The 20,004-nt window shown below is 60.8% G+C and carries 23 protein-coding genes; 10 read left to right on the plus strand and 13 right to left on the minus strand.

The genetic code is table 11. The features are described from left to right. The first annotated feature begins 215 nt into the window (after positions 1-215). Positions 216-2,396: a FimV/HubP family polar landmark protein gene (locus Q8R10_RS06860; protein ID WP_305652263.1), complete on the plus strand. Its 2,181-nt coding sequence runs from the start codon at positions 216-218 to the stop codon at positions 2,394-2,396. Between the two features lie 126 nt (positions 2,397-2,522). Then, positions 2,523-2,822, plus strand: coding sequence for a SelT/SelW/SelH family protein (locus tag Q8R10_RS06865; RefSeq protein ID WP_305652265.1), 300 nt, complete (start codon positions 2,523-2,525; stop codon positions 2,820-2,822). 8 nt (positions 2,823-2,830) lie between these two features. Here Q8R10_RS06865 and Q8R10_RS06870 read toward each other — a convergent pair whose 3' ends face one another. The 3 genes from Q8R10_RS06870 to Q8R10_RS06880 all read right to left on the minus strand — a co-directional run bounded on the left by Q8R10_RS06870 (position 2,831) and on the right by Q8R10_RS06880 (position 4,902). Next, positions 2,831-3,715, minus strand: a complete 885-nt coding sequence (locus tag Q8R10_RS06870; RefSeq protein WP_305652267.1) for a DMT family transporter — start codon at positions 3,713-3,715, stop codon at positions 2,831-2,833. A gap of 14 nt (positions 3,716-3,729) precedes the next feature. Then, positions 3,730-4,065 (minus strand): tRNA-binding protein, encoded by a 336-nt coding sequence (locus tag Q8R10_RS06875; RefSeq protein WP_305652269.1) that lies wholly within the window; start codon positions 4,063-4,065, stop codon positions 3,730-3,732. A gap of 72 nt (positions 4,066-4,137) precedes the next feature. Beyond that, positions 4,138-4,902, minus strand: coding sequence for an AraC family transcriptional regulator (locus Q8R10_RS06880; RefSeq protein WP_305652271.1), 765 nt, complete (start codon positions 4,900-4,902; stop codon positions 4,138-4,140). A gap of 135 nt (positions 4,903-5,037) precedes the next feature. On the opposite strand from Q8R10_RS06880, the gene Q8R10_RS06885 reads away from it, so the two are divergent. Together Q8R10_RS06885 and Q8R10_RS06890 are read left to right on the plus strand one after the other, a co-directional pair. Continuing rightward, complete coding sequence (locus tag Q8R10_RS06885; RefSeq protein WP_305652272.1) at positions 5,038-5,883, plus strand: UDP-2,3-diacylglucosamine diphosphatase; 846 nt, start codon at positions 5,038-5,040, stop codon at positions 5,881-5,883. Beyond that, the gene (locus Q8R10_RS06890) at positions 5,880-6,926 is read left to right on the plus strand and encodes a glycosyltransferase family 1 protein (protein WP_305652273.1); all 1,047 of its coding nucleotides are present in this window, start codon (positions 5,880-5,882) and stop codon (positions 6,924-6,926) included. The genes Q8R10_RS06885 and Q8R10_RS06890 overlap by 4 nt, the downstream gene beginning before the upstream one ends. Positions 6,927-6,953: 27 nt before the next feature. On the opposite strand, the gene Q8R10_RS06895 is transcribed toward Q8R10_RS06890, so the two are convergent. Beyond that, positions 6,954-8,342, minus strand: coding sequence for an adenylate/guanylate cyclase domain-containing protein (locus tag Q8R10_RS06895; RefSeq protein WP_305652274.1), 1,389 nt, complete (start codon positions 8,340-8,342; stop codon positions 6,954-6,956). A gap of 180 nt (positions 8,343-8,522) precedes the next feature. Next, positions 8,523-8,840 carry an Mpo1-like protein gene (locus Q8R10_RS06900; protein ID WP_305652275.1) on the minus strand — a complete coding sequence of 106 codons (318 nt, stop codon included), beginning with the start codon at positions 8,838-8,840 and terminating at the stop codon, positions 8,523-8,525. A 140-nt stretch (positions 8,841-8,980) separates the two neighbouring features. On the opposite strand from Q8R10_RS06900, the gene Q8R10_RS06905 reads away from it, so the two are divergent. Further along, positions 8,981-9,982 carry an AraC family transcriptional regulator gene (locus Q8R10_RS06905; RefSeq protein WP_305652276.1) on the plus strand — a complete coding sequence of 334 codons (1,002 nt, stop codon included), beginning with the start codon at positions 8,981-8,983 and terminating at the stop codon, positions 9,980-9,982. 45 nt (positions 9,983-10,027) lie between these two features. Here Q8R10_RS06905 and Q8R10_RS06910 read toward each other — a convergent pair whose 3' ends face one another. Beyond that, positions 10,028-11,482 (minus strand): TrkH family potassium uptake protein, encoded by a 1,455-nt coding sequence (locus tag Q8R10_RS06910; RefSeq protein WP_305652278.1) that lies wholly within the window; start codon positions 11,480-11,482, stop codon positions 10,028-10,030. A 151-nt stretch (positions 11,483-11,633) separates the two neighbouring features. Between Q8R10_RS06910 and Q8R10_RS06915 the strand changes: the two genes are divergently transcribed. After that, positions 11,634-12,194, plus strand: coding sequence for a nitroreductase (locus Q8R10_RS06915; protein ID WP_305652280.1), 561 nt, complete (start codon positions 11,634-11,636; stop codon positions 12,192-12,194). A gap of 9 nt (positions 12,195-12,203) precedes the next feature. Here Q8R10_RS06915 and Q8R10_RS06920 read toward each other — a convergent pair whose 3' ends face one another. The 7 genes from Q8R10_RS06920 to Q8R10_RS06950 form a co-directional block, all read right to left on the minus strand. Then, complete coding sequence (locus Q8R10_RS06920; protein ID WP_305652281.1) at positions 12,204-13,535, minus strand: HAMP domain-containing sensor histidine kinase; 1,332 nt, start codon at positions 13,533-13,535, stop codon at positions 12,204-12,206. Positions 13,536-13,605: 70 nt separating this feature from the next. Continuing rightward, the gene (locus Q8R10_RS06925; protein ID WP_305652282.1) at positions 13,606-13,929 is read right to left on the minus strand and encodes an LTXXQ domain protein; all 324 of its coding nucleotides are present in this window, start codon (positions 13,927-13,929) and stop codon (positions 13,606-13,608) included. 153 nt (positions 13,930-14,082) lie between these two features. Further along, positions 14,083-14,454, minus strand: coding sequence for an LTXXQ domain protein (locus Q8R10_RS06930; RefSeq protein WP_305652284.1), 372 nt, complete (start codon positions 14,452-14,454; stop codon positions 14,083-14,085). A 155-nt stretch (positions 14,455-14,609) separates the two neighbouring features. After that, on the minus strand, positions 14,610-15,287 hold the full coding sequence (locus Q8R10_RS06935) for a response regulator transcription factor (protein ID WP_305652286.1): 678 nt from the start codon (positions 15,285-15,287) through the stop codon (positions 14,610-14,612). Further along, positions 15,288-15,704, minus strand: a complete 417-nt coding sequence (locus Q8R10_RS06940) for a hypothetical protein (protein WP_305652288.1) — start codon at positions 15,702-15,704, stop codon at positions 15,288-15,290. It abuts the gene before it with no gap. A 67-nt stretch (positions 15,705-15,771) separates the two neighbouring features. Then, a complete protein-coding gene (locus tag Q8R10_RS06945; RefSeq protein ID WP_305652290.1) occupies positions 15,772-16,071 on the minus strand; it encodes a YciI family protein in 300 nt (99 codons plus the stop codon). A 2-nt stretch (positions 16,072-16,073) separates the two neighbouring features. Next, positions 16,074-16,676 carry a septation protein A gene (locus tag Q8R10_RS06950; protein ID WP_305652292.1) on the minus strand — a complete coding sequence of 201 codons (603 nt, stop codon included), beginning with the start codon at positions 16,674-16,676 and terminating at the stop codon, positions 16,074-16,076. A 71-nt stretch (positions 16,677-16,747) separates the two neighbouring features. Here Q8R10_RS06950 and Q8R10_RS06955 point away from each other — a divergent pair, with 71 nt between their 5' ends. The 4 genes from Q8R10_RS06955 to scpB all read left to right on the plus strand — a co-directional run bounded on the left by Q8R10_RS06955 (position 16,748) and on the right by scpB (position 19,994). After that, positions 16,748-17,611 (plus strand): PHP domain-containing protein, encoded by an 864-nt coding sequence (locus Q8R10_RS06955; RefSeq protein ID WP_305652294.1) that lies wholly within the window; start codon positions 16,748-16,750, stop codon positions 17,609-17,611. Positions 17,612-17,624: 13 nt separating this feature from the next. Beyond that, positions 17,625-18,251: an L-threonylcarbamoyladenylate synthase gene (locus Q8R10_RS06960; RefSeq protein WP_305652295.1), complete on the plus strand. Its 627-nt coding sequence runs from the start codon at positions 17,625-17,627 to the stop codon at positions 18,249-18,251. Between the two features lie 179 nt (positions 18,252-18,430). Next, positions 18,431-19,129 (plus strand): ScpA family protein, encoded by a 699-nt coding sequence (locus tag Q8R10_RS06965; protein WP_305652438.1) that lies wholly within the window; start codon positions 18,431-18,433, stop codon positions 19,127-19,129. Between the two features lie 61 nt (positions 19,130-19,190). Further along, the gene (gene scpB, locus Q8R10_RS06970; protein WP_305652297.1) at positions 19,191-19,994 is read left to right on the plus strand and encodes an SMC-Scp complex subunit ScpB; all 804 of its coding nucleotides are present in this window, start codon (positions 19,191-19,193) and stop codon (positions 19,992-19,994) included. Positions 19,995-20,004: the final 10 nt, after the last annotated feature.

The following is a 20,004-nucleotide window of genomic DNA, read 5'->3' on the forward strand; positions in this document are numbered from 1 at the left end:
ACTCGAGGATGGTCCGTGGCGCGTGAGGAGCGCCATTGTGCATGCAAGCAAAACTATGACTAATCTGTAGGCAGGATGACTTGCCGGTCACTTTGTTTTACTGCGGGTTATTGTCCGTAAGGCAAGCCACTGGCACCGCTGCCATCGCCACCAGTTAGCTCTCTGGGGCGCTAGTTGAGCGCGGTGTTCGAGCTGGAGAAAACCTCGGAGGTCATATGGCTCGTGTGCACAAGCTGCTGTTAACCCTGGCTTCGAGTTCAGCGTTGTATTCCGGGTTGGTGCCGGCCTTGGGGCTCGGCGCTATTAGCTTGCATTCAGCGCTCAATGAACCGCTGGAGGCCGATATTCAACTGCTGGAGGTCGGCGACTTAAGTGCCGATGACGTGCGGGTGCGGCTGGCCTCAGAAGCGGATTTTCAGCGCTCCGGTGTCGAGCGGATCTTTTTCCTTAACGATTTGCGCTTTACCCCGCTGTTTAAAGGCGCCCAAAGCATTATCCGGGTGACTTCGAACAAGCCGATCCGCGAGCCTTATCTGAATTTTGTAGTTGAGGTGGCCCGGCCCAATGGCCAGCTGTTGCGTGAATACACCGTCTTGATCGACCCGCCGGGTTCTTCTGCCTACCGCGCCGTGGCGCAACTGCCGGCATACGCGGCACCACGGGAGGCCCCGCAGCGCCCACCGCAGCGCGCCAAACCTGCGCCGGTTGCGACTCAGGGCAATCGCTATCGGGTGGTGGCGGGGGATAGCTTATGGCTGATCGCCCAGCGCCTGCATAGCGAGGCCGGCCAGCCATCAGTACCGACGTTGATGGCGGATATTCAGGGCTTAAATCCCCAGGCCTTTATTGGCGGTGACCGCAACCGGTTGAAGTTGGATGCCGACTTGCTACTGCCGGACAGCATTGCCGCTGCGACTGTGGCGACTAAACCGTCAGTGGCGCCGAGCGTCGAGCCCAATGTGGCAAATGCCAACAGCACAGCAACGGCCAGCAGCTTGCCCCTTAACCCCGTCCAACAGACTAGCAATGCCGATGCTGCACTGGCCCAGGTAGAAAAACGGCTAGCGCTGGAGCTGGCTGCCCGCGCTAAGGAAAACCGTCAGATGCAGGCCTCGATGCTCGCGTTGCAGGCGCAGCTGAGCGCGCTGCAAGAGCAAATGCAGGGTAAAGATCAGCAGCTTGAATTGCTCCGCGCCGACCTTGCGACTAATCGTGAACAAGCATTGCCCGCAATCCCGGCGCAGCCATTGACGACGGCGGCCGCCAACACCGCGGTGCTGACTTCCGCTCCGGTAGCTGGAGATGGCTCTAATACGACGCTCTTGGCGTGGTTGCTGGGTGGCTCAAGTCTGTTGTTGGCTTTGCTTGGCGCAATCATCTGGCGCGGTCGTGGCCGCCCGTTGCCTGACGCCACCGTAATCGAGCCGGCGCCGGTTGTTGTGCCTGAGCCTGCGGTTGAGTTGCCGACGGTTGCGCTGGAGCCAGTCTTTGCCGCAGAGCTTGAACCTGAGCTTGAGTCTGAACCGCTGCCGCCAAGCAAGCCTGTCGCCGCTAGGGTAACTCGGCCGGTAACCGCTACGGCAGATCCGCTGGAAGGCGCCAATATTTACATTGCCTATGGGCGTTTTAGTGAGGCATTAGGCATTTTGCGTAAGGGCGTCGAGGCCCAGCCACAGCGCACCGAGTTGCGCCTGCGCATGCTTGAGGTGCTTGGCGAGTTGGGTGATAGCGCAGGCTTTACCCAGGAGGAGGCGGTGTTGCGGCAACAGGGGGCTGACCCCGTACAGTTGGATCAACTCTGGGTACGCTATGCCCATGTGCTGGTGTCTGAGCCAGAAATTGTCTTGGATGACGTTGTGTTAATACTCGACGAGCCAGCGTTAGAAGGCGCAGTGCCAAGGTCTGAAGTCTTGGATGATTTTCAGTTGAACCTGGAGGATTTGTCCCTGGACGCCGACTGGGATTTGCTTAGCCCCTTCAAACCTGCCGCCACTGCGCGCAGCAAAGCGGCGGCGCTGGCGCCGGTGGCCAATGATCCGGCGTTTCGCTCGGACCTGCAGCATCTACCTGAGGTGAGCGAAGTGCAGCTGGAGCAAGACGCTTTGAGTCCCTTTGCTAACTGGCCGTCGGACAGCGATGCACATGACGAGATCCTCGAAGAGGAATTTGTCGATGCCTTTGCCGGCGAGTCACTTAAACGTATGAATAAACCGGTTCTGGCCAGCCTCGAACACTTGGCCACCAACCGGGAGAACCTGGTTAAGTTGAACAAGGCGCTGGCCTATATCGCCCAGGGCAACTTGGGCAGCGCGTGCAGCATTCTCAACGAGGTTATCTGCGATGGTGATGCGCAGCAGCAGCAAGAGGCCCGTGAGTTGCTGGCAAAAATCGCTTAATTTGCCCCGCTAATACCCAACGCCGCAGTCTAAACACTGCGGCGTTGTTGTTTTTGCCTTGGCCAAAGCTGCCGCTGCTGGTCTAAGCCCGCTAATATCGCCAGCCCCAAAGTCGGAGCCTGAACAATGAAACAAGAAAAAGCCGAAGTGGTGATTACCTACTGCACCCAATGTCAGTGGCTATTGCGCGCGGCCTGGCTGGCGCAGGAGTTGCTCAGCAGCTTCAGCGATGATTTGGCCCGCGTCAGCCTGGAGCCTGCCACCGGCGGCACCTTTCGCATCACCTGCAATGGTGTGCAGCTCTGGGAGCGCAAGGCCGATGGCGGCTTCCCGGAAGCCAAGGAGCTCAAGCAGCGGCTGCGCGACCTAATCGACCCACTGCGCGACCTGGGCCACAACGATCGGGTTACACCGCCGGCCAGTTGAGCCCAGGTTTATTCCTGCACGGCGGCGCTAGGCCGGGCCGAATGGGCCGGGCGCAGCACGGACAGCAGAATGGCCAGCATGATCAGCGCCGCGCCGACGAGCATACGCAGACTGGGCGCCTGGGCGAAGATCAGCCAGGCGAAGCTGATGCCATATACCGGCTCCAGGGCAAAAGCGACTGCCGCGGTGCGCGCTTTGAGTGCGCTCAGGCTGGCGACGAACAGCCAGTGGCCCACGGCCGTACAGAACACCCCGAGCAGGGCCAGCCATAGCCAACTGAGTGCCGGCAAATCGGGTAAGCCGGGCGCGGCGAAAGGCAGCAAACAGCACGTCACCAGTAGGTTTTGTCCCAGCGCTGCCTGTGCCGGCGTGAGCTTGCCGACGCCGCTGCGGTTGACCAGCGACAGCAGGGCAAACAGCAAGCCCGAGAGTACCGCCCAGAGCAGTCCACTGGTAGCGGTGCTGGCCAGGTCGAAGTCGGGCGTCACCAGCAACAGGCCGAGGCTGACCAGGGCGATCAGGCCAATCTCGCTGTGGCGAATCCGCTCACGGAAGATCAGCCCTTCGAGGAGCACGGTGAACGCCGGGAAGCTGGCAAAGCCCAAGGTGGCAATCGCCACCCCAGCGCCATTTACGGCGATAAAGAAACTCATCCAGTGGCCTGCCAGCAGCAGGCCACCGAGTGTCAGGCGGTAGCAGTTGGCGTGGTTCAGTGGTTGCCAGCTCACTCGGCCAAGCAGCCCGGCGCACAGGCTCAGGGCCAGTACGGCAAAGGCTGCGCGGCCGAAGACGATAATCGCCGGGCTGCTGTCGGCCAGTTTACCCAGCACGCCGGTCAGGCCGAAGAGCAGTACGGCGCAGTGCAGAGCGCCGATGGCTGAGCGCTGCGTCATGGGCGATCCTTGCTTCATGCGAGGCGACTACCATTGGCCAGCGGATGCTCGAAGCTGGCCAGGACCACGCGGTTTTCGGCGTCATACACCCCGGTTACCAGCACCTGCGAAAGCACCCCGGCAATCGACTTGGGCGCGAAGTTGCACACGCACAGTACCTGTCTGCCAATCAGCTGTGCGTTGCGGTACAGGGCGGTGATTTGCGCGCTGGAGGTCTTGATGCCCAGTGGCCCCAGGTCGATCTCCAGGACATAAGCCGGCTTGCGTGCCTTTTGGTTGTTGCTGGCGCTGAGGATGGTCCCTACGCGCAGCTCGACCCGTTCGAAATCCTGCCACTCGATGGTCTGCATCAAGCTCTCCCCCTGTTATGCACTATACGGGGGGCAGTCTAGAGCTGTGCTGCTGGGGCGTCTGTCGCGCAACTAGCGTTTTTTGTCGTGCAACTCGCGGCGCAGTTTGCGTGGAGTGTGGCCGCTGTGCCTGGCCAGGGCCGCAGTAAAGGCGCTCTGCGAGTTGTAGCCGACCCGGGTGGCAATCTCGCCGACGGCCAGGCTGGTGCTGCGCAGTAATTGCAGAGCTTGTTGCAGACGGCGGTTGCGCACGAACTCCATCGGCGTTTGTGCGGTTTGCGCAAGAAACCGTATGTGCAGGCGCGCGCAGGACAAACCGCTGAGGCGCGCCAAGTCGGCAACCTGCAGCGGGTGGGCGAGGTGCTGGTCGATGTAGGCCGTCAGTGCCGCCAGTGGTAGACCCCGGGGCTCGCCAGGCGCCGGTGCTTCGCTGGCCAGGCTGGCCAATAGCAGGGCGGCGCCTTGCTGGGCGATCACCGGGTCATTGATCGGGCTACTCGCCAGCCAGTCGACTAACTGATGCTGGCGTGGGCTGAGGGCCAGGGTGGCGCACTGTTCCAGCAGGCGGCGACTGTTGTCCGCGTGGGCGCCGAGGTGTTGCTCGAGCCAGGCGCTGCAGGGCACATCGAGAACCAGGCAGTGGCTGCCGCTCGGGCTGTCGGAGGCGTGCGCCGTCGCGCCGGGAACCACCACCAATGAGTGGCGCACGACCTGGCTGGCATGGCCGTTGACCTCGATCTGCAATTGGCCGCTGAGGCCAAAGACCAGTTGCGCGTGCTCGTGACTGTGGGCGATCAGGTCATCACGGTAGTGGCGCAGGGAAAGTATCGAGCGCATGGCAGTGTCCTTGGCTGAAGCGCCCAGTTTACCTGCGGTGGTGGCCGGCGGTGCTGTCATTGTTTGGTCGTGTAACCGTCATCGTTATTTCATCAGGCCTGCGCAAGCTCGGGGAAACCCCGCCGGAGGCCGCCAATGAGCAATGCCCAGCTTGCCCGACCAACCCGTAAGCAACGTGTTCGCACTCTGTGGGTGTCGGATGTCCATCTCGGTACCCGCGATTGCCAGGCCGAGCACTTGGCCGCCTTTCTCAAGCGTTACCACACCGACAAGGTCTATTTAGTCGGCGACATCATCGATGGCTGGCGGCTGCGCAGCGGTATCTACTGGCCCCAGGCGCACACCAACGTGCTGCGGCGTTTGTTGACCATGAGCAAGCGCGGCACTGAGGTGATTTATGTCACCGGCAACCATGATGAGTTCCTGCGCCGTTACTCCAAGTTAATCCTCGGCAATATCCAACTGGTCGATGAGGCTGAACATGTCACCGCCGATGGCCGACGCTTGCTGGTGATTCATGGCGATCAGTTTGATGTGATCACCCGTTATCACCGTTGGCTGGCGTTTCTTGGCGACTCGGCCTACGAGCTCAGCCTGACCCTCAATCGCTGGCTTAACCATTGGCGCCAGCGCTATGGCTACGGCTATTGGTCGCTGTCGGCGTATTTGAAACACAAGGTCAAGTCGGCGGTGAACTTCATCAGCGACTTTGAACAAGCCATCGCCCACGAGTGCCAGAAACGTGGTTTTAACGGGGTGGTTTGCGGGCATATTCACCATGCCGAGATCCGCCAGATGGGAGAGGTCGAATACCTCAACTGCGGCGACTGGGTCGAGTCCTGCACGGCCTTGATCGAGCACTTGGACGGCTCCATCGAACTCTATCGACTGGCCGACGATCAGGCCCGCCTGGCCACGCTGGCCGCCACTAAGGTCGCTGAAGCTGCCGTACAGCCGGCTAACGCTGAGCCGGTGCTATGAGGGTACTGATCGTCACCGATGCCTGGACTCCACAAGTAAACGGTGTGGTCACCAGCCTGCAGGCGTTGCTCGCCGAGCTGCGCGGCCTTGGGCATCAGGTGAAGGTACTGTCGCCAGCGGATTTCCGCGCGCTGCCTTGCCCGACGTACCCGGAGATTTCTTTGGTGTGGAATCTCTGGCGGGTGGGCCCGGCGATTCGCGACTTCGCCCCGGATATGGTGCACCTGGCCACCGAAGGGCCGCTAGGCTGGACGGCCCGGTGGTGGTTGCGCAAGCGTCAACTGGCGTTTACTACGGCGATTCATACCCGTTTCCCCGAATATCTCACCAGTCGCTGGCCGTGGTTGCCGTTGTCGTGGGGCTATGCCTGGCTGCGGGCGTTCCATCGGCCGAGTCAGGCGGTGTTGGTCAGCACCGAACGGATGCGTGCCGAGTTTGCCAGCTGGGGTTTTAGCCACTTGCAGCTGTGGCGCAAGGGCGTCGATAACCGACTGTTTTATCCGCAGCCGCTGCGCGAAGCGCCACCGCAGCCGGTTTTTCTCTATGTCGGGCGCCTGGCTGCGGAGAAAAATATCGAGGCTTTTCTTGCCCTGCAACTGCCCGGCGTAAAGCGCCTGGTTGGCGACGGCCCGCAGCGGCAGGCGTTGGCGGCGGCGTATCCGCAGGCGCAGTTTCTCGGCTACTTGCATGGCCAGGCGTTGGCGCAGGCCTACGGTGCGGCCAGTGTCTTGGTCTTCCCCTCGCTGACCGACACCTATGGGCTGGTCATGCTCGAAGCGCTGGCCTGCGGCACCCCGGTGGCGGCGTTTCCGGTGGCCGGACCCTTGGATGTGTTAGTGCCAGGCGTCACCGGCGTGTTGGCGGGCGATCTGCAAGCGGCCTGTTTAGAGGCGCTGCAGTTGAGCCGCGAGGGCTGCGCCGAGCACGCCCGGCAACACTCTTGGAGCGCCTCGGCGCAGGAGTTTTTGGCCCAGCAGTGTTTGCTTGATGGTGAGTCTTACGCGCAGGCGTGTACTGAGGGCGCGCTGCTGGCTGAGCGCTAAAGGCTGCTAACCGCTGAGGGGTGCGGCTTAGACTATGACTTTGTCGCGCAGTTTTTCGGCGGCCAGGTTCAGCGCCAGAATCACCCGCTCCTTGTCGTAGTTCTGGATGCCGTTGGTGTCTAGGTACATGGAAAAACCCGGTAGCTCATGCTCCAGATAACTGGAGGTGGCGCCGAGGTCTCGGCGAAAATCCACCACTTGATAAATCTGTACCGGGCGGGTGAAGCCTTTGACGGTGATCTGCCCTTTGTCGCGGCACATGATCACGTCTTTAACCAGCGAGTAGGTCTCGTGGGAAATTAAAATCTCACCAGACTCTGCTGAGCTTTCCAGGCGGCTGGCCAGGTTCACTTCGCGACCGATGATGGTGTAGTCCATGCGCGTGTCGGCGCCGAAGTTGCCCACAGTGCAGTAGCCGGTATTCAAGCCCATGCGGATTTCCAGCGGTTTGGTGATGCCCTGGGCGCGCCACTGTTGACGCAGTACCTTCATGTGTTTGCGCATGGTAATGGCCATCGACACCGCGGCCACCGCATCTTTTTTCGCCCCTTGGGAGGTCGGATCACCGAAGAACACCATCACGCAATCGCCGACGAACTTGTCGATGGTGCCGCCGTACTTGAGCACCAGCTTGGACATCTCATTGAGGTAGGTGTTGAGCAGGTCGGTGAGTGCCTCGGCTTCCAGCTCTTCGGCCAGCTCGGTGAAGCCTTTGATGTCGGAGAAAAATACCGTGAGTTTCTTGCGCTGGGTCTCCAGGCGCACACTTTTTTTGCCGCTGAAAATTAACTCCCAGACCTGTGGCGACAGGTATTTGGCCAGGTTGCGCGCCAGTCGTGCAGCTTTCTCCTGCTCGAGTTTGATCTCACGGCGCGCCACCGCCAAATTGATGCCCTGCTCATGCACGAAGTAGGCGGTGATGCAGATGTACAGGGCGCAAAACAGCACGCTGACCACCGACAAGGCTACTGGGCTGTTGCCTTTGAAGTGAAAGTCGATCAGCGCACTGGTCAGCACCGCGCCGCTGACCGCCACCAGCAAGCCCAGGGCCAGCGGCCTAAGCCCGCCATTGATAAGCGCACTGAAGCTTAGAATCAGCAGGATCATCAGGCTCGGCACTACCGCAAAGCCCATCAGAGCGGTGAAGGCACCGGTATGCAAGGCATCGATAAACAGCAGCGCTAGAAAGGTTTGCTGGGTGTGGCTGTGTTTGAAGCGGGTGCTGATCTGGTGCGCCAGGTGCGGGTAGAGCAGCGCGTAAGGGATGATCCAGAGGGTGTCATTGGCAAAATACTGGCCGTAATAACCCGCCGCGATGCTTGCAGCGGCGGCAATATAAGCCAGCGCGCGTGAGTAGTATTCGCGCACCGGTGGCGTCGGCAGGTTATTGCGGCGTTCGGGCTGGGCAACTTTCATGATGGATCAGCGCTACCTGCAGTTAGATGTCACCTCTTCTGGGCGACGGGGTGATCTGCTAGGAGTCTGACCAGCCCCCTAGGCTTTCTGGGGGCAGATAATACGCATCTAAAGGCCTGCCAGCCAAGCCGGGCCGCTAAATGGCGGGCGGCAACCGCTGCGCGGCCTTGGTGCGTTGATTTAAAAGCGAATTCGCCCGGTGAAGGCATCTTTAAGCATGACCCAATCGCCCAGCAGGCTATATAACGGGTACTTAAAAGTGGCGGGTTTGTTTTTTTCAAAAACAAAATGACCCACCCAGGCAAAACCATAACCGGCGACGGGCACTAACCACAGCAGGCTCCATTGCTGCTGGCTGATGGCATAGCCGAGAATGCCCAATACCAACAGACTGCCGACGTAATGCAGGCGTCGGCAAATGTCATTGCTGTGCTCTTGCAGGTAGTAGGGATAGAACTCGGCAAAGCTGCTAAAGCGTTCGCTGCTATCGTGGGCCATGGTAAAACTCCGGTAATTATTGTCCTTGCAGTGTAGGTTGGCTGGCCTGTTCGGTCAGTGACATTGAGTGCCAGTTTAGTATCCTTGCATCGCCAATTTAACGCGCGTTGATCATCATTTACTCCGAGAGAAGAGGCTGCATGAGCGAACGTACCACCTCCTCGAGCTGGGCTTTGGGGATAGTCCAGGCATTGGAAATGGGCGGTGTCGATTGCCGCAGTGTGTTTGCTGCGCTGGGTCTGGATTACGCCGCCTTGGACGATGCCGACGCGCGCTTTAGCCAGGACAACATGACCCGCTTGTGGCGGCGGGCGGTCGAGTTGAGCGGCAATCCGGCGATTGGTTTGAACATGGCCAAGGTGGTGCGGCCGGCGTCTTTTCATGTGGTCGGCTACGCCTTGATGTCCAGTCGCACGCTGAAAGAGGGCTTTACCCGCCTGGTGCGTTATCAGCGGATTATTGCTGAAGGCGCGGATTTGAGTTTTCGCCCGCTGGGGCAAGGCTACGGCCTGATTCTGAGCATTCATGGTGACCGCTTGCCACCGGCGCGGCAGAGTGCCGAGGCCTCGTTGGCCTATGGCCTGGCCTTTTGTCGGTGGATTACGGGCAAGCCAATCAGTCCGCTGCAAATTTGTTTTCAGGGTGATCCGCCGACCGACCTGGAGCCCTATCGGCAGGTGTTTCAGGCGCCGTTGCAGTTCAACGCTGAGCATTACGCGCTGCTGTTTGCTCAGGCCGATCTGGACATTCCCTTGCAGACCGCCAACGCGGCCTTGGCGCAGTTGCATGATCGCTTTGCCGGCGAGTATCTGGCGCGCTTTTCCGATAGTCGTGTGACCCATCAGGCGCGTCAGGTGCTGTGTCGTTTGCTGCCTCAGGGCGAGCCTAAACGCGAGAGCGTGGCGCAGGCCTTGTGCCTGTCGCAGCGCACCTTGCAACGGCGTTTGCAGGAGGAGGGCAGCAGCTTTCAGCAGTTGCTTGACGACACGCGCCGCGAGCTGGTGGAGCAATACCTGGCGCAGCCGAATCTGACCCTGCTGGAAACCGCGTACTTGCTCGGCTTTGCCGACCCGAGCAATTTCTTTCGGGCGTTCCGCCGCTGGTTTGGCTGCACGCCCGGCGAATACCGCGCGCAGCTCTAAACGCTTGTGCCGCATGGCCAAGAGCAGCAGATATTGAACAGGTTCTCAGTGCTTCCAGAAGGCTTTGGTAAAGAGCACCAGCACCGTCAGGATTTCCAGCCGGCCGAGCAGCATGCCGATGGTCAGTAACCATTTGGCCGCATCCGGCAGGGTCGAGAAATTGCCCGCCGGGCCGATGATCGGACCCAGGCCGGGGCCGACGTTACACACCGCGGTGGCGGCGCCGGTCAGCGCGGTGACCCAGTCCAGACCAATCAACGTCAGCCCCAGGGCGATCACGCCGATGGTGACGGTGAAGAAGAACGAGAAGGTAATCAGCGAACGGACGATGTCCTCGTCCAGATTGTGCTTGTTGTATTGCTGCTTGATCACCGCGCGCGGGTGCACCAGTTGCTGCAGGTTGGCCTTGAGCAGCACATAGGCGACCTGAAAGCGGAAGATCTTCAAGCCACCGGCGGTGGAGCCGGAGCAGCCGCCGACGAAGGTCAGGTAGAAGAACAGCAAGACCGCAAAGCTGCCCCACAGGGTGTAGTCGCCCAAGGCGACGCCGGTGGTGGTGACCACCGAGGTGACGTTGACCGCGACTATGCGAAATGCATCCAGCCAACTGTTGTCCGAGTTGGCCCACAGCCAGGTGCCGAACACCAGCCAGGTCAGCAGCAAAAAACCGACAAAGCCGCGCACCTGATGATCACGCAGCAGTGCCTTGCGGTTGCCGCGAATCGAGGCGACATACAGTGTGAAGGGCAGGCTGCCGAGGATCATAAACAGCACGGCCACCCAATGCACCGCGGGTTGTTGCCAGTTGGCCATGGAGTTGTCGGAGGTGGAGAAACCGCCGGTGGAAATCATCGACATGGAATGATTGATCGCCTCGAAGCGCGTCATACCCGCGGCCCAAAAAGCCAGAAAGCCGAGCAGGGTCAGCAGGCTGTAAATGCCGAGGATGTACTTGGCGGCCATGTGTGAGCGCGGCATGACTTTCTCGCCCCAATCGGAGGATTCGCTCTGGAACAGGCGCATGCCCCCGACGCGCAGCAGCGGCAGGATCGCCACGGCCATGCCGATAAAGCCAATGCCGCCCAGCCAGTGCAGCATCGACCGCCAAATCAGCAAGCCCGGCGAGGCCTGATCGAGCCCGGTCAGTACGGTGGAGCCGGTGGTGGTAATTCCGGACATGGTCTCGAAGAAGGAATCCGTGTAGCTGATGTGCTGAATGATCACCATCGGCAGCGCGGCGAAACAGCACACCACCACCCAACTGGCGGTGGTCAGAAAATACATATCGCGCGGGCGCAGATGTACATGTGCGGGCCGCCCGGGAATGACCAAGGCCAGGCCGGTTACCACGGTGATCAGGCTCGACCAGCCAAAGGCGCTGAGGTCGTCGCGGCGTTCAAAAATCACCAGGGTCAGCATCGGGATCAGCATGCTGATCGCCAGCGTGATCAGAAAGATGCCGAGGATGAAACCAATGATGCGCAGGGTCGACAAGGCCATGACGTCGGCTCGAGCTCGGGTAAGGACGGGCGGCCATTCTACTGTTCATAGATAGGGAGTGGGGAGTGCGGAATGGGGAATGGGCAGTGGATTACTGCGAATGGCCAAGCCTGATCGGCTAGAATCTGTTTCTTTATTTTGGAGGTGCCCGATGGAGGCGCTCGACGCTCTGCTTAACCGGGTTTCTGTGCCGCGCTTGACCGAGCCGGCACCGGATGCTGCGCAACGTGAATTACTGTTTCGCGCGGCCTTGCGCGCCCCCGATCATGGCCAGTTACGGCCTTGGCGCTTTATTACCGTGGAGGGCGCCGCTCGCGAGCAGTTGGGTGAATTGCTGGTGGCCGCGTTGCTGGCCAGCCAACCGCAGGCCGGTGCCGAAGCGCTGGCCAAGGCACGCGCCATGCCCTTGCGTGCGCCGCTGTTGGTGTTGGTGATCGCCCGCCTGCACACCCACTTCAAGGTCCCGGCGCAGGAGCAATTGCTCGCCGCCGGTTGCGCCGCCCACGGCATACTTCTGGCCGCCCATGCCATTGGGGTCGGTGCGGTGTGGCGTACCGGTGAGTTGGCCTATAGCCCGCAGGTCGCTGCCGGGCTGGGTTTGCAGGCGGATGAACAACTGATTGCCATGCTCTATTTGGGCACGCCCCAGGCAGAGTTACGCACGCCGGCGCGGCTCGACCCGCAAGACTTTGTTAGCGCTTGGCAGGGGTGAGCTTCAGTGTTAGTTGGCCTGCGTGGGTTGTAGCGGCAACTCCAGGCAGGCAATAAAGCCGCCGTCGGGCGCATTACTGAAGCTCAGTGCGCCGCCGTGGCGTTCGGCTGCGCGCCGGGCAATGGCCAGGCCCAGTCCGTGACCGCTGCTGCTTTGTCCTGGCGCGCGAAAAAACGCTTGGCCAAGCTTGGGCAGCAACTCGGCGCTGACGCCGGGGCCATGGTCACGCACACACAGTTGCAGGCGTGCGCCATGCAGGCTGGCGCTCAGCTCAATAGCTTGCCCGCTTGGGTTAAAACGCAGGGCATTACGCAGTAAATTATCCAGCGCTCGTTCGAGTATTTCTGCCCAGCCGTACAGTTTGATGCCGCTCTGCAGATGTATCCGCACCTGTTGCTGGGGGGCGCTGAGCTGGGCATCGTCCTGCAGCTTGCTCAGTAATCCGGCCAAGTCGATTGGCTCGGCGGGGCCGGGATCGGCATCCAGGCGCGCCAGGGCCAGGATTTCGCTGATGAGCGCCTCCAGACGGTCGCATTCAAGGTTCAGGCGCGGCCAGAGTTGCTCGCGCTCTTCGGGTCCTGCGCGCTCAGCCAGAGCCAGGGCAATGCGCAGGCGGGCCAGCGGTGAGCGCAGTTCGTGGGAGACATCACGCAGTAGCTGGCGCTGGCTGCTGATCAGGCTCTGCAGGCGCGCGCCCATGCGATTGAAATCTTGCGCCAGTACGCCGAACTCATCCCGGCGATTGGCCAGCTGCATCAGGCTGGTTTGCTGATAGCTGGTTTGCCCCAGGTCATGCACGGCGCTACGCAGGCGTTGCAACGGGCGGGTGAAGGACTGGGTCAATAGCAGGCTGAACAGGCTCAGCACTATCAGGGCGATGCCTAGGGCGCTGAGTGGCCAGAACAGGCTGTCACGGTGCCAAGTGCCCAGCTGGCGGTGCGCAATGCGATAAATCAGCAGGTAATTGGTGCCCGTGGCCGGGCTGTGGTACTCCTCGGTCAGGCGCCGCCAGGGCAGGTGCCGCTGATCGCCCTGGCGCGCCTCGAAGGCGGCGGCGCGGCGCGAGAAGGTGCCGTTGACCAAGGCCTGACCGTCGTCGTCGAGTACTTGCACGTCAATCTGGAACTGTTGCTTGCGCTGCTCTAGATAGGCCTGTGCGGCACCTTTGCCACGCTGCTCATAGAGTTGTGCCCAGTGCTCGGCCAGGCCATCGAGTGCCGGATGCTGGTTGAGAATCCAGGCGTCCTGATTCAGCGCGCGCCCGAGTAGCAGGGACAGGCCGGCAACCAGGGCGAAGGCCAGCCAGAAACTGGCAAAGATGCGCCAGAACAATGAACGCACACGGACTCCTCAATCGACAAAGCGCCCTGCGCTGGTGACTGCCGCAGGGCGGGGTTTACGGTGGGTGTTATTACTCGGTTTGCTGGCGCGTCTTTAGCGCATCGTCATAGATCTTCTGTTGCTCGGGTGTGAGCAGGGCACGGATGGCTTGGTCGTTCTTGGTTTTGGCCGCCGTCAGCTCGTCGCTCATGGCTTTTCTATCAACCGGCCGTTTTGCCAGATAACGTTGGGTGATCTCTTTGCGGCCTGCTTGCCGCTCGCGCAGCAGTTTGTTGACGTCTTGGCGCTGCTCGCTGCTCAGATTCAGCTGTTTGGGTAACGACTCATCAGCAGCGGCCAGGGCCACGGCCGGCAGGCTGGCGGCGAACAGTAGGGCGATCAGGGTCTTGCGCATGCAGGGGATTCTCGTCTTGATTTAGAGGGTAGGGGCGCCAGAGCAGCCGGGGTAAAATTCAAGCAGCGGCGAACAGGTTGGAGTGGTAACCACGACTGCGTCCAAGGCTCAGGCATGGATGGCTGGGCGCAGTTGCGACTGTTCTAGCCTGACTCATTCGGCCTTGACGGCGCGGCGTTGTTCCAGCTGCTTTAGCGCATCGTCATAGGCCTTCTGTTGCTCAGGGTTGAGCAACGCCCGTATGGCTTGGTCGTTTTTGGCCTTGGCTGCCGCCAGTTGCTCCTGCATGGCTTTTTGTTCGGCGGCCGGCAGCTTATCGAGAAAACTCTGGGTGATGCTGTGGCGCGCTTGCATCTGTTCGCGCATCAGCTTGCCGACTGCCATGCGTTGTTGCTGGTCGAGGTTCAACTGTTTAAATAGATGCTGGCCGCGCTCAGCATGCTGGCGCTGGCCATCTTCGGGCATGGCATGGGCAAGCGCCGGTAGGCTGGCGGCGAACAACAGGGCGATTAGGGACTTGCGCATTTTGGGTGTCCTTAATTGATTGCCGGCGATTTACCGGATGAACCCAGTTTAGGTCGCTCAAGGTCAGGTGCGGTCAGGCTAAGGTAAAGGCTCGGTAAAGAACGCCGGCGTCAGCGCTTGCTGGCTTGCGCAGCAACAGCAGCAGCGACTAAGCCTCAGACGCAGTAGTAGTAGCCGCGTCCGCGCAGGGCGAGAATCCGTGGCCGGCCATCGGCATGGGCGCCCAGTTTTTTGCGTAAGTTGCTGACGTGCATATCGAGGCTGCGGTCGTACAGGCTGAGTTTGCGGCCCAGCGCCAGTTGCGTCAGCGCCGGCTTGTCGACGGGTTCGCCGGGATGCTGCAGCAGCGCTTCGAGAATCCGGCTTTCGGACAGCGTCAGCACCACCTCGTGCTCGCCGATACTGGCCACTCCACGGCTCTGGCTGAAACTCAGGTCACCCAGTTCCAGCAGGGCGGTGCTGGCCACTGGTACGCTGCGGCGCAGCACGGCGCGCAGGCGGGCGGTCAGCTCGCGGGGGTCGCAGGGTTTGGCCAGGTAATCGTCGGCACCGAGTTCCAGGCCCAGAATGCGGTCCAGCGGTTCACCGCGGGCCGACAGCATCAGTACCGGCAGCTGTGGGTAATCCCGGCGCAATTGCTTGAGTAAATTCAGGCCGCTGCCGTCGGGCAGCATCACATCCAGAATGACCGCCGCCGGGGTTGCCGCCAGCAAGGCCGAATGGGCGCTATTGCCGTCGTGGCAGGCGCGAACCTGAAAGCCTTCCTGGCTTAGCCAGCGGGTTAATAACTCGCAGAGTTCGCAGTCATCATCGATCAGCAACAGCTCGGTCATTTAACTCATCCAGTCGCGGCGCGACTTACGCACGCCGCGCGCCAAGGCGCCGAGAATAAACGCCAGCAGGGCAACCCCGCCGCCAATGGCAAACCACAGTTGCTGCTCGCTGAGCAGCTTGGTCGGTTGCTGGGCGTGGGCGGCTTTGAGCTGCAGTTTCAGGCGCTGATTGTCTTGGTTCAAACGGCTCAGCTGGGCGTTGCCTTGATCGGCGAGGCCGCTTTCTAATTGGCTGGCCAGCTCGCTGCGCAAGCGCTCACTCTCGGCCAGGCGTTGCTCCAGTCGGTCGAGTTGCCCGTTGAGGCTGGCGACTTCGGCGTTAACCACGCGGGTGACCGGCACCGTGGTGACTTCGGCTTGCACCGACAACGCCGTGAGGGCAAGGGCTGAGAGGAATGCTCGCGAGGCTGTACGCATGGGAAGTCCTTTTAAATTTATTGTTATTTTTATCGCTCAAGCTCAGCTATTGCGGGGTTTTCAGTGCTTAGGGGAAAACCTGTTTAAAGGGTTTCACCACTACCGAGGCGTAAACCCCGGCGGCGCGATAAGGGTCGGCATCGGCCCAGGTTTGCGCCGCAGTGAGGGAGTCGAACTCGGCGACTATCAGGCTGCCAGAAAAACCCGCAGCGCCTGGATCGATGCTGTCGATTGCCGGGTGTGGCCCGGCCAGCACCAGGCGGCCTTCATTTTGCAGTTGCTGCAGGCGAAATAAATGCGCCGGTCGGGCCTCGAGGCGCTGTGTCAGCGAGTTGGCCACGTCGGTGGCGATAATGGCGTAGAGCATGTTCAGTCCTTGGAGTGGGGCGTGGGGTTGGCCGGGTCTGCGTCGTGCAGATGGCGCGCCAGGTAGAAGCCTTGGCCGACCAGGAATACTAAGGTCATGGCCAGGCTGCCAAACACTTTAAAGTCGACCCAGATGCTCTGGAAGGTAAAGGCCACGAACAGGTTGGCGCTACCGGCAAACAGGAAAAACCCGATCCAGGCCAGGTTAAGCCGTCGCCAGATCTCCTGCGGCAGGCTAATGGCGTGGCCCATCATGCGCTCGATCAGCAGTTTGTCGCCAAACCAGTGGCTGCCAGCAAAGCCCAGGGCAAACAGGCCGTTAAGTACCGGGGCCTTTAGTTTGAGAAAGGTTTCGTCGTGCAGCAGCAAGGTAATGCCGCCGAACACTAAACAGGCGGCCAGGGTCAGCCATTGGCCTTTTTCCAGCCGGCGCTGGATGGCGAACAAACTGCCGTAGACCAGCACCGACGCGGCGATCAGTACCGCCGTGGCACTAAAAATGCCGCCTATTTGCAGGCTTTGGCCGGCGAACTCGACGGTGCGTGGGTCCAGCTTGAAGACGATAAAAAACAGCAATAGCGGGATGAAATCGATGAATTGTTTCACAACGGCAGCCAGAACGAGGATGAGGCGGCATAATAACAAACATCAAACTAATCGAAAGCATTCAGAGCCTTATGAACGTCGACCTGCATTGTCACAGTAGCGCCTCCGACGGTGCCCTCGCGCCCGCCGTGGTGGTTGCCCGCGCCCACGAACACGGGGTGCAAATGCTCGCGTTGACCGATCACGACACCCTCGAAGGCTTGGCGGAGGCGCGCAACGCGGCCGACGCGCTGGGCATGCAGCTGATTAATGGCGTGGAACTGTCTTGTCTGTGGGGCGGGGCGACTATTCATGTGCTCGGCTATGGCTTCGCCCTCGATGCGCCAGATTTGCTGCAAGCAATCAGCGAGTTACGTGATGGCCGCTGGCTGCGCGCCGAAGAAATCAGCCAACGTCTGGCTGCGAAAGGCATGCCCGGCGCTTTGGAAGGCGCCCGCGCCGTGCAGCAGGAACTGGGCGACAGTGGTAATGCCCCGGCGCGGCCGCACTTTGCCGAGTTTATGGTGCGCGCCGGTTTTGTTCGGGATCGCGCCGAGGCGTTTCGCAAATGGCTGGGTTCCGGCAAGCTGGGCGACGTTAAGCAGCATTGGCCAAGTTTGCCGCAAGCGGTGGCCACCCTGCGTGGTGCCGGCGCGTGGGTCAGCTTGGCCCATCCTTGGCAATACGATTTCACCCGCAGCAAGCGCCGCAAGCTGATTATTGAGTATCAGGCGGCGGGTGGTCAGGCCTTGGAAGTGGTTAATGGCATGCAGCCGGCCGAACAGGTCGGCGGTCTGGCTATTTTGGCCCGTGAATTTGGCTTGATGGCCAGCGTTGGCAGTGATTTTCACGCGCCTGGCGACTGGTCTGAACTGGGCATGTATCGCCCGCTCCCGGATGATTTGTCGCCACTTTGGGTTCATTTCAATGACTATCGGCCAGCTGCTAATTGCTGAAGAGGGACCTCACGTGAGTCAGTTCTTCCAGATTCACCCGCAAAGCCCGCAGGCGCGCCTGATTAAACAGGCGGTGGAGATCATCAAGGCGGGTGGGGTGATCGTCTATCCGACCGATTCGTCCTACGCCATTGGTTGCCGTATCGGTGACAAGGCGGCGGTCGAGCGGATTCGCCGGCTGCGCCAGCTGGACGACAAGCACAACTTCACCCTGGTCTGCAGCGACCTCTCGCAACTGGGCCTGTTTGCCAAGGTCGATACCGGCGCCTTTCGCCTGCTCAAGGCCCATACGCCGGGGCCTTACACCTTTATCCTGGATGCCACCCGGGAAGTGCCGCGTATGGTGCTGCACCCCAAACGTCGCACCATAGGCCTGCGGGTGCCGGGGCATCCAATTGCCATGGCTTTACTGGCCGAGCTGGGCGAGCCGCTGATGAGCGTCAGCCTGATCATGCCCGGCGCCACTGAGCCACTGAGCGACCCCTACGAGATGCGCCAGTTGCTTGAGCATCATGTCGACCTGATTATCGATGGCGGCTTGGGCGGCTTGGAGGCCTCCACGGTGATTAATTTGGTCGACTCCGAGCCGCAGGTGGTACGGGTCGGTTGTGGCGATCCTTCGGCCTTTACCGCGCAGTAACTGCGCTTGCCGCGACCAAGCCCAGTCCATGCCCGCCCCCGAGATTAGCCATGCACACTGAATCATCGCTCGCGCCGGCAGAGAATTCGGCGCCCGTGCAGCAAGAACTGCAGTTCGCCATGGTCTATGGCCAGGCGCTGACCGAGTTGCCGGTGGATCTGTACATTCCGCCGGATGCGCTGGAAGTCTTTCTCGAGGCCTTCGAGGGCCCACTCGATCTGCTGCTGTACCTGATCCGCAAACAGAATATTGATGTGCTGGACATTCCCGTTGCGGAAATCACCCGCCAATACATGGGCTACGTCGAGCTGATGCAGTCGGTGCGGCTGGAGCTGGCGGCCGAATACCTGGTGATGGCGGCGATGCTCGCCGAGATCAAGTCGCGCATGCTGCTGCCGCGCTCGGCGGCATTCGAAGAAGAGGAAGACGATCCGCGCGCCGAGCTGATCCGCCGCCTGCAAGAGTACGAACGCTACAAGGCTGCCGCCGAAGGGCTGGATCAGTTGCCACGGGTCGGTCGCGATATCACCGTGCCGGCTCTCGAAGCACCACAGGCGCGGGCGCGCAAGCTATTGCCGGACGTCAGCCTGGAAGAATTATTGCTGTCGATGGCCGAAGTGCTGCGCCGCGCCGATATGTTTGAAAGCCACCAGATCAGCCGCGAAACCCTGTCCACCCGCGAGCGCATGAGCGCCGTGCTGGAGGCCTTGAAAGGTGGTGCCTTCGTGCCCTTTGTCGCGCTGTTTCTGGCCGAAGAAGGCCGCCTTGGAGTGGTGGTAACCTTTATGGCGATACTCGAGCTGATCAAAGAGTCGCTGGTGGAGCTGGTGCAGAACGAAGCTTTTGGACCTATCCATGTGCGGGCGCGGGCTGAATAGGAAATGGGAAATGGGAAGTGGGAAGTGGGAAATGGGAAATGGGAAGTAGGAAGTTGAAGCGATGAACCTGACTGAACCCCGCGAGCTGGCCTCGCTACTCGAGGCGTTTTTATTGGCCAGCGGCAAGCCGCAGTCGTTGGAGCGCTTTTATGAGTTGTTTGAGGAGGCTGAACGGCCGGAACCGGCGGTGTTCAAAAAAGCCCTGACGCTGCTGGCTAAGTCCTGCGAGGGCCGCTCCTTTGAGCTAAAGGAGGTGGCGACCGGTTACCGCCTGCAGGTGCGTGAGCGTTTTGCGCCTTGGGTCGGCCGGCTGTGGGAGGAGCGTCCGCAGCGTTATTCGCGGGCCATGCTGGAAACCTTGGCGCTAATTGCCTATCGCCAGCCGATCACCCGTGGCGAGATCGAAGATATTCGCGGCGTGGCGGTCAACAGCCATATCGTCAAAACCCTGCTGGAGCGTGAGTGGATTCGCGTCGTCGGCTATCGCGATGTACCGGGCAAGCCTGCGATGTTGGCCACCACCAAGCTGTTTCTCGATCACTTCAACCTCAAGGGCCTGGATGAGTTGCCGACCATGGCCGCCTTGCGCGAGCTTGAGCCTGAACCCTTGTTTGCTCCGGACGATGATCTGCCTGCGCCAGCAGGCTTGCAGGCCCGCGTCGATGCCGAGGATGGCCAGGAGGTGGACGGTGGGTTGCGCGATGAAACCAGTTTCCGCAGCCTGCTGGTTGAACTGGACGATATGGAGCAGGGCTTGAAAAGCGATTTTGATGATTTGCTTGATGCAACTCTGGAGCCGGATGCAGAGGGCGAGGCGGCCGTCGAGCTGGCGTCGCGGGACGTCGCCGAGGCGAGTCTGCACTGACGGGTCAGCT

Origin of the sequence: Pseudomonas sp. (assembly GCF_030698175.1) — a bacterium.
Lineage (GTDB): Bacteria > Pseudomonadota > Gammaproteobacteria > Pseudomonadales > Pseudomonadaceae > Aquipseudomonas.

Bases quoted from the DNA above. Each gene is read 5' to 3' on its own strand.
- Q8R10_RS06930 (WP_305652284.1), bottom strand. From the start codon at position 14,454: ATGCGCAAGTCCCTAATCGCCCTGTTGTTCGCCGCCAGCCTACCGGCG.
- Q8R10_RS06865 (WP_305652265.1), top strand. From the start codon at position 2,523: ATGAAACAAGAAAAAGCCGAAGTGGTGATTACCTACTGCACCCAATGT.
- Q8R10_RS06955 (WP_305652294.1), top strand. From the start codon at position 16,748: ATGAACGTCGACCTGCATTGTCACAGTAGCGCCTCCGACGGTGCCCTC.
- Q8R10_RS06895 (WP_305652274.1), bottom strand. From the start codon at position 8,342: ATGAAAGTTGCCCAGCCCGAACGCCGCAATAACCTGCCGACGCCACCG.
- Q8R10_RS06860 (WP_305652263.1), top strand. From the start codon at position 216: ATGGCTCGTGTGCACAAGCTGCTGTTAACCCTGGCTTCGAGTTCAGCG.
- Q8R10_RS06915 (WP_305652280.1), top strand. From the start codon at position 11,634: ATGGAGGCGCTCGACGCTCTGCTTAACCGGGTTTCTGTGCCGCGCTTG.
- Q8R10_RS06910 (WP_305652278.1), bottom strand. From the start codon at position 11,482: ATGGCCTTGTCGACCCTGCGCATCATTGGTTTCATCCTCGGCATCTTT.
- Q8R10_RS06925 (WP_305652282.1), bottom strand. From the start codon at position 13,929: ATGCGCAAGACCCTGATCGCCCTACTGTTCGCCGCCAGCCTGCCGGCC.
- Q8R10_RS06890 (WP_305652273.1), top strand. From the start codon at position 5,880: ATGAGGGTACTGATCGTCACCGATGCCTGGACTCCACAAGTAAACGGT.
- Q8R10_RS06900 (WP_305652275.1), bottom strand. From the start codon at position 8,840: ATGGCCCACGATAGCAGCGAACGCTTTAGCAGCTTTGCCGAGTTCTAT.
- Q8R10_RS06870 (WP_305652267.1), bottom strand. From the start codon at position 3,715: ATGACGCAGCGCTCAGCCATCGGCGCTCTGCACTGCGCCGTACTGCTC.
- Q8R10_RS06880 (WP_305652271.1), bottom strand. From the start codon at position 4,902: ATGCGCTCGATACTTTCCCTGCGCCACTACCGTGATGACCTGATCGCC.
- scpB (WP_305652297.1), top strand. From the start codon at position 19,191: ATGAACCTGACTGAACCCCGCGAGCTGGCCTCGCTACTCGAGGCGTTT.
- Q8R10_RS06885 (WP_305652272.1), top strand. From the start codon at position 5,038: ATGAGCAATGCCCAGCTTGCCCGACCAACCCGTAAGCAACGTGTTCGC.
- Q8R10_RS06945 (WP_305652290.1), bottom strand. From the start codon at position 16,071: ATGCTCTACGCCATTATCGCCACCGACGTGGCCAACTCGCTGACACAG.
- Q8R10_RS06935 (WP_305652286.1), bottom strand. From the start codon at position 15,287: ATGACCGAGCTGTTGCTGATCGATGATGACTGCGAACTCTGCGAGTTA.
- Q8R10_RS06940 (WP_305652288.1), bottom strand. From the start codon at position 15,704: ATGCGTACAGCCTCGCGAGCATTCCTCTCAGCCCTTGCCCTCACGGCG.
- Q8R10_RS06905 (WP_305652276.1), top strand. From the start codon at position 8,981: ATGAGCGAACGTACCACCTCCTCGAGCTGGGCTTTGGGGATAGTCCAG.
- Q8R10_RS06875 (WP_305652269.1), bottom strand. From the start codon at position 4,065: ATGCAGACCATCGAGTGGCAGGATTTCGAACGGGTCGAGCTGCGCGTA.